Origin of the sequence: Nocardia sp. NPDC057455 (assembly GCF_042802775.1) — a bacterium.
Taxonomy (GTDB): Bacteria; Actinomycetota; Actinomycetes; order Mycobacteriales; family Mycobacteriaceae; genus Nocardia.
Genome location: NZ_JBHVDM010000144.1, coordinates 1 through 10,889, shown reverse-complemented (window position 1 = coordinate 10,889; position 10,889 = coordinate 1). Strand labels below are relative to the sequence as shown.

The following is a 10,889-nucleotide window of genomic DNA, read 5'->3' as shown; positions in this document are numbered from 1 at the left end:
CCACCTCCGGAATCCCCAACGCACCCCCCGCCGCGGGCAACCTGACCTCCTGCAACGGAACCACACCCGCGAACGGCGTCACCCCAGGCGTCACCCCAGGCGTCACCGCCCGCAACCGCCGCGGCCCCTCCGCCGCCACCGGCAACAACCCCACCACCCCCGACTCGCCCACCACACCCCCACCCGAAGCCGCCGCCGACAACACCTCCGGCGCCGACACCCCCACCGGCGAATGCACCCCCGAACCACTCACCACCACACCAGCAACAACCAAAGCCGAGACCGTTATCGGAGCAGATACACGCATTCGGCCACACCCAATCCTCGACGTCGTCCGCGTCTCGGAGCGGATGCATCCCGCGCGCGGACAACGGAGTCCTTCTGCGGGGTCGTGTACCCGACCCCGGCCCACTTCGCCGATGCGAAGCGAACCTGCGATAACATACGGTACACAACTACGAGTACATCGTGGGTACGATCGGGGAAATTCGCAGTAACTTAATACTCGTCGCAGCCGCTTTGAATCCAGAGTACCGGCCCGCGCTCCCCCACGCCCGTGCCCGTTTCGTTCAGCGCTGTCGCACAGCAGGTTTCGCGAATGCTCTGGCGCACTCGACATGCCGGTGCGCGTAGCGCGGATCCAGCTAATTCTTCGCGAAGTAGACCGGTCTCCGCCCGCTTCGGCCCCGTCGAACGTGACCACGTCGCCGATCTTCGGCCGGTATCCCTCCGGCGGCGGCAGACGAGCCACCAGCTCACCGGCGACGGCGTTGACAGATAGGGCGCACGAGAACGATTGCGCGCGGCACGCTTCCGGCCCGGATCAGGCCGGTAATGCGGGCAGTCCGACCTGCTGCCCGGAGCGTGGCGTGCCGCATCGATGGCACAGCAACCACCTACCGTCGCCTCCGACGCCGCTTGACACGATCGCTCGACCGGCCGGGTGGTGGGGCGTCGAACAACGGCAACTCCTCCCGCGCGCGTCCGGCGACGGCCGGTGTCCGGCTGCGGGCTCGAAGATGGCTGCTACCTTGCATATTCGCACCGGCCAGTGCCTGGTCCCGAGATGTGCCTTGCGGTCACGCGTGGGGACCTACGCTGGGGAAGGTTGGTCGAGGAACCGGAGACTTCGGATGGACGCTCGTCTTGTGTGGGGTTTTGTCGCAGCGGTGCTGCTGGCCTATGTGATTCCCGGTCCGGATTGGTTTGTCGTTCTGCGTCACGCTTCTCGCTCCCGAGTTGCGGGCGTGTGCGCGGCCGTAGGAGTTCAATGCGGCTTGATCGTGCATATGACGGCTGCCGCGATCGGTGTGTCGGCGATCCTGTTGACCAGCGCCGAGGCGTTCACCGTGGTGAAACTCGCTGGAGCGGCCTACCTAGTCGTTCTGGGTGTGCGCGCGTTGCGTGATGGCTATCGCGGCTGGCGCTGGGCTGCCGAGCGGGCCACTCGGGTGTCGTCACCGGCATCGGTACCGGGTGCACGGGCGTGGGCTCTAGCGTTCACTGCCAATGTATTGAATCCCAAGGCGGCGCTCTTCTTCGTCGCGGTGTTGCCGCAGTTCCTGACCCCCGCGAGTCCGGTAACGCCCCAAGTGCTGCTGCTCGGTGTACTCGACATAGCCATCGGCTGCGCTTGGTGGCTGTTGTTCGTCGCTTCAGCGACGCGCTTCCACGCTTTGCTCCAGCGTCGCCGGGCACAGATCGCCGTCGATACCCTCGCCGGGGTCGCGTTGACCGGTCTCGGCGGCGCGCTCGCCTTCACCGACCGCGCGCGGGTATAGCCCCGCTTCATCAGGTCGCGCTCCACCGTATACAACGACCGACACAGGCCTACCGAACCGAAGTGCGCTGCCGTTGTTCCGCCACGCCACGGGTTCGCGCGTAGGGTGGTGTGCACTGTCCTTCGGAGCAGGGCGAGGCCGACGCTCCTTGGACGGCACCTGCCATCCGTGAGCTTTCGGAAAGACGGGCAGACGATGACGGATGCGCGCCTCAGCGACGACAGCAATACCCGGACCGGTCCCTCCGCAGCGCCGGGTGATCTGGCTGCGCGGTTGGGTGATCTGGCACGTTACCTGCAGGAACGAGACGATGTAGCCGACACCCTGCGCGGCATTGTCGATGCCGCCGTGCAGACGGTGCCCGGCGCCACCTACGCGGGGATACTGATCAGCGACAAACGCGAGACGATGCATACGCCGGTCGCCACCGCCGACCTGATTCACCGAGTCGACCGAGCGCAGGTCGACCTGCGGCAAGGACCGTGCTTGGACGCGCTCTACAACGAGCGCATCGTGGCTCTGCCCGACACGACCGACGAACCACGGTGGCCGCGTTTCGCAGCCCGAGCCGCCGAACTCGGTATCGGCAGCATCCTGTCCTTCCAGCTCTATGTCACCGGCAACGACCTCGGTGCCCTCAATCTCTACGCGCCGGCCCCCGCCGCGTTCAACGCCGAATCCGAGCACGTCGGGTCGCTGTTCGCCGCCCACGCCGCCGTGGCGCTGGCCTCCGCCCAGCAGATGACCCAACTAGCGCGAGCGATCGACACCCGCGATCTGATCGGGCAGGCCAAAGGCATCCTGATGGAACGCCACAAACTCACCGCCGATCAAGCCTTCGCCCTACTCGTACGCGCCAGTCAACACACCAACACCAAGCTCGCCGACATCGCCGAATACCTCACGCACAGCGGCGAACTCCCCCCGCGCCCATGAGCCGCCTCGGATGAACGACGTTCTCGGCGGCGACGGCGGGCACCTCCGATCCAGCGCAACAAGCGTTCCTCGTCCCGCGCCGAGTCGGATGATCGGCAGGTCGAGATCCCGAGGCACGGCGCTCGGGGCGCAGCAACCGGCGGCGAGGGCCCCCGTCGGGACAGGGGCCCTCGGCACAGCGCCGACCGAGTCAGGGCCGGGATGAGTTCCGGTCCTCGGTTCGTGCGATCAGCCGTACCGCTCCCCGCATCCGGGATGTCACCCGTTTTCGGTGACGGTGGTGTCCGGGTGGCGACGACTGGTGTCGGGCTTGACGAAGTGCCCGGTGATCGCGGAGCGGTCGCGCCGGTGGTCACCATGGTGTGGCTCATCCTCGCCGAGCGTGGTCTTCGGGTTCTCCGCTGCGGTCTCCTCGCTCACATATTCGCCGGTCTCCGCGGAACGATGGCTTTTCTCGGTCACAAGATCCTCCTCGAACTGCCCGGTCGCACCCCTGGCCGGGGCGCTGATCCAGTCCTTCACCGAATAGCACCCAGACGCCGCGGGAAACATGGCTCCCGGCAGCTTATTTCGAACCGGCTGCCCGAAGCGTTCGCGCCGGAAGCATGAAAGCGCACGGCAAGCCGATGGGCTAGGCCGACCAGGTCGGCCGGCTCACCGACCTCGTACGCATATCCGGACCAGCGGACGCGGCTCCAACACCCAGTCGATCCGAACAAGATCTGTCGTAGCGCACCGGAAAGCGGTCAGCTACCCGGGATAGCCGTCACCCATGTGCGGCTACCCCGGGTTCGCGATAGGTCAGCTTCGCGATAGGTCAGCGCAGTGCACCGCGGCGCCCGGTCGCCAGTCCGACCAGGAACAGCAGGATCACCGCGCCGCCGAGGCAGGTGACGAAGCTGAACCACAGACCCCCGCCTTCGACATCCACCCCGAACAGCTTCAGCAGGAATCCACCCAGCAAACCACCGATCACGCCGACCACGACGTTGAGCAGGATGCCCTGCTGAGCATCGGTTTTCATGATCTTGCTGGCGATCCACCCCGCCAAACCGCCGATGATGATCCAGCCGAGTATGCCGAGTCCGAGCATGGTGTTCTCCGTTTCATTCGGTCCAGCTGCTCCGAAGGGAGCGTGCGTTCGCGCTCGACATACCCGCAGTGGTCACAGTCAATCCGTCTGCCACGGTGTCGTATTCGATCGGCAGGCATACGCGGGCGGACGCGCACAACCGCCCGTGCGCGTCGCTGCGATCGGTGGCTGCCGGCATGGCCGTGACCTGCTCGGTCCGGTTCGCACGGTGGCAATCTTTTGTATTCGCTACTTCGCCGGATGCGCGGCTCGGTAGCGACCGGGTGTGGTGCCGATGATGTCGGCGAAGGCCGCGATGAAGCCGCTGGGGTTCGCCCATCCGCAAGCGTGTGCGACGTGGGTGGTGTCGTGGCCGTCGGCGAGCAGGACGAGAGCGTGATAGATGCGTAGCTGAGTGCGCCACTCGTAGAAGGTCATGCCGAGTTCGTCGTGGAACAGGCGGCTGAGAGTGCGAGCGCCGGCTCCGATCTTTCGCCCGAACTCGGCCAGCGAGGTGGTGTCCGCCGGGTTTTCGCGCAGCATTCGCGCAATGGCTTGCAACCGGTCGTCATGCGGCTCCGGCAGGATCAGTGGCTGCTCGGGGGCTTCGCGAAGTTCATCGACGAGAACCCGGCGAAGGCGAGCGCGCGCGGCGCGCTCATGGGCGCCTGCGACGCGGTCGTCGTCGCGTGAATCCGTGAGGGTGAGGAGGATTTCGCGGACGAGACCGGACGCTGTGAACACGGCAGGATGGGTTGGTACGTGCCGGGCCAGGGATGCGGGCAGGAATACGATCCGCATATCGGTGTGGCCGTGCGTGCGGTGGTAGTGCGTGAATCCGGCGGGGGTCCACGCGACTCGATTGGCCGGAACGATCGATGTGCCACGGTCGGTGTGCACCGACAAGATGCCGCGCGCCGCGTAGACGAGGTGTCCGCGCGGGTGGGAATGCACCGCGCTCGTTCCCCCCGACGGCCAGGTATGGACCCCTCCGGTCGGCCATATCCGCGAGGTCGCACCGGGCCGGGGATGTTGGCGGCCAACGGGCATGAATTGGCATTCTATCGGTGGCAGGCCGGTCCGGCTCCGGGCGACAGTGAACACATGAGTACGACGATGCGAGCGGCGGTCTGTGTCGAAGCGGGTGGCCCGGAGACGCTGGAGATTCGAGAGTTGCCCGTACCAGCGGTTCGGGAGGGCTGGAGCCTGGTGCGGGTGAAGGGCGCGGGATTGAACCGGTCGGAGCTCAGAACCCGGCAGGGCCATTCTCCGAACGTGACGTTCCCACGTGTGCTCGGGATCGAATGCGTCGGAATCGTGGCGGCCTCGACCGATCCCGGGTTGCCGGAGGGGACCACCGTCGCGGCGGTAATGGGCGAGATGGGCCGGGAGTTCGACGGCGGTTACGCGGAATACGCGTTGTTGCCGAACGCACTGCTGATGCCGGTCACCACCACGTTGCCGTGGGAGGTCTTGGCCGCGCTTCCCGAGACATATCTGACCGCGCAGGGCTCGCTGGACGCATTGGGGGTCGTGCCGGGTGTCCGAGCGAAATTGCTGATCCGTGGCGGGACCTCGTCGGTGGGGATGGCGGCCGCGTCGATCGCGTCCGGCCACGGTATCGAGACCGCGGCCACGACCCGGCGGCCGGAAAAGATCGACGCGTTGGCCGCGACCGGCGTCGACCACGCACTCCTCGACGACGGTGGCACACTGGCGGCGAGCGTGCACGCGGTCTGGCCCGAAGGTCCGGACTACGTGCTCGATCTCGTCGGGGCGAGCACGGCGGCGGGCTCGCTGCACCTGGTCCGCCGCGGCGGGACCGTGTGCGTAACGGGCTCGCTCAGCGGGTGGTCGCTGCACCATTTCGAACCGATAGCGATGATCCCCTCCGGAACGAAACTCACGGCCTTTCACAGCGACACGGTGAAAGGCAGCGTGGGTACGACCATGCTGCAGCGGGTCGTCCACGAGGTCGAGGCCGGTGCCTATCGCCCCAACATCGACCGTGTCTTCGGTCTGGCCGACATCGTTTCGGCCCACCGGTACATGGAGAACAACCGAGCCACCGGGAAGGTGGTCGTGGTCCCCTGACCCATGTGCGCCGCCGACCCGCCACCCTCCCGGCTCCGACTCAGGCGGTGGTGCGGACGAGAGGTCCGGCGGCTGCCGGACGACGCGATAAGCATGAGTGAAGGGCCCTACGTGGACCAGCCGTCGTCTGGTGCTCACCGGCGAGAAGGCCGGCTTCTCGGTGAACGACACAGTGGTGCGCGCGGGCGCCGAACTGGAGATGTGGTACGCCGACCACACCGAGCGGCTGCAGAAACGGTTCCGCTTCCACACGTGGGAGGAGCGCTCCGGCGAGGTCCGTTGGATGTGCTCGTTCGACACCACCGAGGCCGATGTGGACGCATTCGCGGCGGCCATCGCCGAGGAGATGGCCGCTTCGTAGCCGCGGCCACAGCAACCTGCCGGCGACGGCATCCGTCCGAGCGCCGACGAAACACGAAAGTTGTTCACGCTGGCGCATTCTGGTCATCGGTCAGCGCACGCCGTATCGCCCCCGGGCGGCTCACCGGCAAGCGATGCGGTGCGATCGGCGGTCAGCATGCGCACGGCCGCGATGCGCAGATCCGGACGGGCACGCCGGGAAGTCAGCTCGGCGATGCAGATCTCACCGACCATGGCGACCTTCATCCGGGAGGCGGCGTCGGGGTCCGGCCATCCGGCGGCGACCATGTCCGGCCGGCCGACCGCGATGAACAGCTCGTGGCGGCGGCGAATCTCCTCGCGCAGATCCGGATCTGTGCGTGCCTGGACCATGAATGCCTCGGTACCGCGGGCGTCGAGGCAGGCATCCAGGAAGGCATCCAGGCTGGGGCCGATCCGTTCGATCCCCGGCGGAATCCCGGCCAGCGCCGCGGCCACCGACTGCGACAGCGCGTCGAAGAAGCGGCGGTGCAGCGCGATGACGTAACTGCGGCGATTGACGAAGTGGTGGTAGAAGGTGCCCTTGGCCATCCCGGCTTCCTCGACCACCGCGTTGATCGAAAGCCGGTGCAGCCCCTCGCGTTCCGCCACCACGGTGCCCGCGATGAGCAGGGCCGTGCGACCGGGGTCGGCAATGACTGTCATGCTTTCGAATTCTCCCGACTCTTTCTGGAAAGCCTAGTGTCGCGCACCGGCCGCACCTACGCTGTGACCGATCGGTCGGTCGAAGCCTAGCCGGGTTCCGGATGGACCACCGGGTCATCGAGGACCGATCTGATTCCGGGCGACCCTGGGGGTTTCGAAATGTCCGCCGAGTTTAAATTGGTGAGCGGCGATGTGGTGCCGCTGGCATCGAACGCACGCTATCTCGTATCGATCGAGGAACTGTTGCCCGCGGACTCGCCGCGGTCGAACGGCGAGGACCGCCGGCATATCGCACGCCTGGCCGAGAGCGACACCGAATTACCGCCGATTCTGGTGCATCGCAGCACGATGCGCGTCATCGACGGAATGCACCGGTTGCGCGCGGCGCAATGGCTCGGCCGCGAGGACATCGAAGTCGTTTTCTTCGACGGGACAGCGGCCGAAGCCTTTCTGCGCGGCGTCGAGCTGAATACGACGCACGGGCTGCCGTTGACGCTCTCGGATCGCAAAGCGGCGGCCGAGCGGATCATCGAGACGATGCCGGAATTGTCCGACCGCGCCATCGCGTCCACCACGGGGCTGTCCGCGCGCACGGTGGCCACGCTCCGGCAACGTTCGAGTGCGGAAATTCCGCAGTCGAACATCCGGGTCGGCGCCGACGGCAGGCGCAGGCCGATGGACCGCGCGCAGCGCAGGCGCCGCGTCGCCGAACTGCTGGCGTCCTCGCCGGATATGCCGTTGCGCGCACTGGCCGCCGCGGCCGAGGTGTCCATCAGCACCGCGCACGCGATTCGCAAACGCCTGCGCGAGACCGGATCCCACGAACACGACAATGCCGCCGACCAGCCCGAGGGCAGCGCGCTGCTGCTGCAGCAGCTCACTCGCGACCCGGCCATGCGGCACAGCCAGCAGGGCCGCGACCTGCTTCGCTGGTTGCACACACACTCGATGCAGCGCGAGGTGTGGACCGCGCTGGTGGCCACGGTCCCGCCGCATTGCATTCCGGCCGTCGCCGAGCTCGCTCACCGCAATGCCAAGGAGTGGCGTGCGCTGGCCGGCTACCTCGACACCGGCGCCACCGAGTAGCACCGATCGCACACGCATTCACCACGGCCGGAGCTCGAGAAAAGGTCATTCATCATGCTTGTTGGTCTCGCACGCCTGGCAATCCGGCGCCCGCGATCCATTCTCTACGGCGCGCTGCTCATCGGGATCGTCTGCGTCGGGCTGGGCTGGTCGGCGCCCGCGCATCTGAAATCCGGTGGCTACATTCCCTCCGACACCGAGTCTGCCGAGGTCGCCGCCTTCCTCAACCGCGAATTCCCCGGCGCCGCGCCCAATCTCGTGCTGTTGGTCACCGCGCCGGACGGGCTCGAAAGCCCAGCGGCGCGGGCGGTCGGTGAGCGCCTGACCGCGAACCTGCGCGGCCGGAGCGAGGTCGACGCGGTCCAGTCCTACTGGGAACTTCCACCGGATCTGCGGCAGGGCCTGCGCGGCAGCGACGGCCGCGGCGGTCTGGTGCTGGCCCATGTCAGCGGCGACGACACCGACGCACCCAAACGGGCAGGCCTGATCGCCGACCAGGTGAGCGGCGATTTCGACGGCATCACCGTGCGCGCGGGCGGCCAGGCGGTGGCCTTCGACGAGATGAGCCATCGAATCGTCACCGACCTGCTGATCACCGAGGCGATCGCGATACCGCTGACCGGCCTGGCCCTCATCCTGGTGTTCGGCAGCGTGACGGCCGCGCTGATCCCGCTGGCGGTCGGTGTGTTCAACATCTTCGCGACGCTGCCGATCCTCCGGTTGCTCACCGAGGTCGGCGACGTGTCGATCTTCGCGCTGAACATGATGAGCGCACTGGGCTTCGCGGTCGCGATCGACTCGAGCCTGTTCATGGTCAGCAGGTTCCGGGAGGAACTCGCCGCTGGACGCGACACCGCCGCCGCGGTGTCGCGCACGGCGCGCACGGCGGGGCGCACCGTCCTGTTCTCCGGTGTGGTGATCGCGCTGTCGCTGTCGACGCTGCTGGTCTTCCCGCTGTATTTCCTCCGGTCGCTGGCCTACGCGGGACTGGCCGTGCTCGGGGCGGCGGTGTTCACCACGTTGCTGCTGGTGCCCGCGGCGCTCGCGCTGCTCGGCCCCCGCGTCGACGCGTTCGACCTGCGGGCGCTGGTGCGCCGCCGATTCCACCGGCCGCAACCCGAGCCCGCCGAGGTCACCGAGACCCGGTGGTACCGCGCGGTGCGGCTGGTCATGCGCCGCCCCGTCGTGGCCGCGCTGGCAGTGATCGCATTGCTGCTGGTGCTCGGGTCACCGTTCCTGTCCATCCGGTTCGGCGCCGCCGACGACCGGGTCGTCGCCGGGTCGACCAGCAATGTGGTCGGCGACGCCTTGCGCACCGGCTTCCGCGAGAACGCGATGGCCGGCGTCCTGGTGGCCATGCCCGACTACCGGGGCGACGACGGCGAAATCGCCGCGTATGCCGAGCGTTTGTCGCGCGTGGAGAACGTCTCGTCCGTGCTGTCGGCGGCGGGCGTCTATACCGGCGGGCTGAAAGTCGCCTCCGCGCCACCCGGCATGCGCGACGACGCGGGCACCTACTTGCGCGTGGGCACCCGGCTCGACCCCTACTCCCCCGCCGCGATCGACCAGCTCGACCACGTGCGCGCGGTCCCCGCACCGGGCCGCGCGCTGCTCGGAGGCGCGGCGGCCGAAAGTGTCGACGCGCTCGACGCGCTCGGTGCGAAGGTTCCGTTGGCTGTCTTCGTGATCGCGCTGTCGACCCTGGTGGTGCTGTTCTTCTTCACCGGCAGCGTGCTGCTGCCGATCAAAGCGCTGCTGCTCAACACGCTTTCGCTGGCGGCGACCTTCGGCGCCATGGTCTGGATATTCCAGGAGGGGCACCTGTCTGACCTGCTCGGTTTCACCCCGACCGGCTATCTCGTGCCCACCATGCCGATTCTGATGTTCTGCATCGCGTTCGGCGTCTCGATGGATTACGAGGTGTTCCTGTTGTCCCGGATTCGCGAGGAATGGCTGTCTTCCGGTGACAACACCCGTGCCGTGGCGACCGGCGTCGCCCGAACCGCACGTATCTTCACCGCCGCCGCCTGCCTCATGGCGATCGCCTTCGCGGGCATGGTGACCTCGCACGTGTCGTTCATCCAGCTGTTCGGACTCGGCCTGACCCTGGCCGTGCTCAGCGACGCGACGTTGATCCGCGGGGTGCTCGCCCCCGCCTTGATGCGCCTGCTCGGCGCGGCCAACTGGTGGGCGCCGCCCAGGCTCGCCCACTGGCACCGAAGGATCGAAATTCCCGAGACCAGCGCCGATCTCGAACCAGTACCCAAATAATGCGATAGGAACAACATGGCGAAATTCCGCACAGGTGTGATGGATTCCGGCGTCTACACCCGGTTCGCGCCCGACCTGCAATTTCGCGGCAGCCGCTCGGTGGCGATGGCGGGTGGAGCGGACTCGCTCTGGGTGACCGACCACCTACCCTCGATCCTGCCCGCCTCGATCTGGAAACCGCGGCACGTCGGCATCACCCGGCTCGCACCACACGCCGACGGGATCTATGAACCGTGGACGGCGCTGGGCTATCTCGCCGCGCAGAACCGCTTGGCCCGCCTGCGGCTCGGCGTCGGCGTCACCGACGCGGGCCGCCGCAATCCCGCGGTGACCGCGCAGGCCGCGGCCACCCTGCACCAGTTGAGCCGCGGCCGGGCCATTCTCGGCATCGGCACCGGCATCCGGGACAACAACGAGCCCTACGGCGTGGACTGGACCGCTCCGGTCGCACGGTTCGAGGAGGCGCTGGCCACCATCAGGGCACTGTGGGACTCCCACGGCCGCCTGGTGACCAGGGATTCGCCCCACTTCCCGTTGCGCGACGCGGTCTTCGACGTGCCGCCGTACCGGGGTACCCGCCCGGAGATCTGGGTAGCCGCCGGCGG

The 10,889-nt window shown here is 67.6% G+C and carries 11 protein-coding genes and 1 pseudogene; 7 read left to right on the top strand and 5 right to left on the bottom strand.

Annotated elements, in window-relative coordinates; translation table 11 throughout:
* Window positions 1-307, bottom strand: a pseudogene (locus ACFU5M_RS32915) (lytic transglycosylase); the annotation flags it as partial.
* Between the two features lie 310 nt (window positions 308-617).
* Here ACFU5M_RS32915 and ACFU5M_RS32910 point away from each other — a divergent pair.
* Window positions 618-1,781 (top strand): LysE family translocator, encoded by a 1,164-nt coding sequence (locus tag ACFU5M_RS32910; RefSeq protein WP_379055242.1) that lies wholly within the window; start codon window positions 618-620, stop codon window positions 1,779-1,781.
* Window positions 1,782-1,976: 195 nt separating this feature from the next.
* Complete coding sequence (locus ACFU5M_RS32905) at window positions 1,977-2,717, top strand: GAF and ANTAR domain-containing protein (protein ID WP_379055240.1); 741 nt, start codon at window positions 1,977-1,979, stop codon at window positions 2,715-2,717.
* Between the two features lie 258 nt (window positions 2,718-2,975).
* On the opposite strand, the gene ACFU5M_RS32900 is transcribed toward ACFU5M_RS32905, so the two are convergent.
* The 3 genes from ACFU5M_RS32900 to ACFU5M_RS32890 form a co-directional block, all read right to left on the bottom strand.
* A complete protein-coding gene (locus ACFU5M_RS32900) occupies window positions 2,976-3,179 on the bottom strand; it encodes a hypothetical protein (protein WP_379055238.1) in 204 nt (67 codons plus the stop codon).
* Window positions 3,180-3,534: 355 nt separating this feature from the next.
* On the bottom strand, window positions 3,535-3,810 hold the full coding sequence (locus ACFU5M_RS32895) for a GlsB/YeaQ/YmgE family stress response membrane protein (RefSeq protein WP_379055236.1): 276 nt from the start codon (window positions 3,808-3,810) through the stop codon (window positions 3,535-3,537).
* A gap of 228 nt (window positions 3,811-4,038) precedes the next feature.
* A complete protein-coding gene (locus ACFU5M_RS32890; protein WP_379055234.1) occupies window positions 4,039-4,743 on the bottom strand; it encodes an AraC family transcriptional regulator in 705 nt (234 codons plus the stop codon).
* A 150-nt stretch (window positions 4,744-4,893) separates the two neighbouring features.
* Here ACFU5M_RS32890 and ACFU5M_RS32885 point away from each other — a divergent pair, with 150 nt between their 5' ends.
* Both ACFU5M_RS32885 and ACFU5M_RS32880 read left to right on the top strand, forming a co-directional pair.
* Window positions 4,894-5,883 carry a zinc-binding dehydrogenase gene (locus ACFU5M_RS32885; protein ID WP_379055232.1) on the top strand — a complete coding sequence of 330 codons (990 nt, stop codon included), beginning with the start codon at window positions 4,894-4,896 and terminating at the stop codon, window positions 5,881-5,883.
* Window positions 5,884-5,980: 97 nt separating this feature from the next.
* Window positions 5,981-6,244, top strand: a complete 264-nt coding sequence (locus ACFU5M_RS32880; protein ID WP_379055230.1) for an ectoine synthase — start codon at window positions 5,981-5,983, stop codon at window positions 6,242-6,244.
* Window positions 6,245-6,327: 83 nt separating this feature from the next.
* Here the strand turns inward: ACFU5M_RS32880 and ACFU5M_RS32875 are convergent, their stop codons facing one another.
* The gene (locus ACFU5M_RS32875; RefSeq protein WP_379055228.1) at window positions 6,328-6,927 is read right to left on the bottom strand and encodes a TetR/AcrR family transcriptional regulator; all 600 of its coding nucleotides are present in this window, start codon (window positions 6,925-6,927) and stop codon (window positions 6,328-6,330) included.
* A 159-nt stretch (window positions 6,928-7,086) separates the two neighbouring features.
* Between ACFU5M_RS32875 and ACFU5M_RS32870 the strand changes: the two genes are divergently transcribed.
* The 3 genes from ACFU5M_RS32870 to ACFU5M_RS32860 form a co-directional block, all read left to right on the top strand.
* Window positions 7,087-8,013: a ParB/RepB/Spo0J family partition protein gene (locus tag ACFU5M_RS32870; protein WP_379055226.1), complete on the top strand. Its 927-nt coding sequence runs from the start codon at window positions 7,087-7,089 to the stop codon at window positions 8,011-8,013.
* A 54-nt stretch (window positions 8,014-8,067) separates the two neighbouring features.
* Window positions 8,068-10,284, top strand: a complete 2,217-nt coding sequence (locus ACFU5M_RS32865) for an MMPL family transporter (protein ID WP_379055224.1) — start codon at window positions 8,068-8,070, stop codon at window positions 10,282-10,284.
* A gap of 15 nt (window positions 10,285-10,299) precedes the next feature.
* On the top strand, window positions 10,300-10,889 hold a 590-nt coding region (locus tag ACFU5M_RS32860), incomplete at its 3' end, for an LLM class flavin-dependent oxidoreductase (protein ID WP_379055222.1).

Excerpts from the sequence above, each read along its gene's own strand:
- ACFU5M_RS32865 (WP_379055224.1), top strand. The coding sequence starts at position 8,068 with ATGCTTGTTGGTCTCGCACGCCTGGCAATCCGGCGCCCGCGATCCATT.
- ACFU5M_RS32870 (WP_379055226.1), top strand. The coding sequence starts at position 7,087 with ATGTCCGCCGAGTTTAAATTGGTGAGCGGCGATGTGGTGCCGCTGGCA.
- ACFU5M_RS32885 (WP_379055232.1), top strand. The coding sequence starts at position 4,894 with ATGAGTACGACGATGCGAGCGGCGGTCTGTGTCGAAGCGGGTGGCCCG.
- ACFU5M_RS32875 (WP_379055228.1), bottom strand. The coding sequence starts at position 6,927 with ATGACAGTCATTGCCGACCCCGGTCGCACGGCCCTGCTCATCGCGGGC.
- ACFU5M_RS32910 (WP_379055242.1), top strand. The coding sequence starts at position 618 with ATGCCGGTGCGCGTAGCGCGGATCCAGCTAATTCTTCGCGAAGTAGAC.
- ACFU5M_RS32905 (WP_379055240.1), top strand. The coding sequence starts at position 1,977 with ATGACGGATGCGCGCCTCAGCGACGACAGCAATACCCGGACCGGTCCC.
- ACFU5M_RS32895 (WP_379055236.1), bottom strand. The coding sequence starts at position 3,810 with ATGCTCGGACTCGGCATACTCGGCTGGATCATCATCGGCGGTTTGGCG.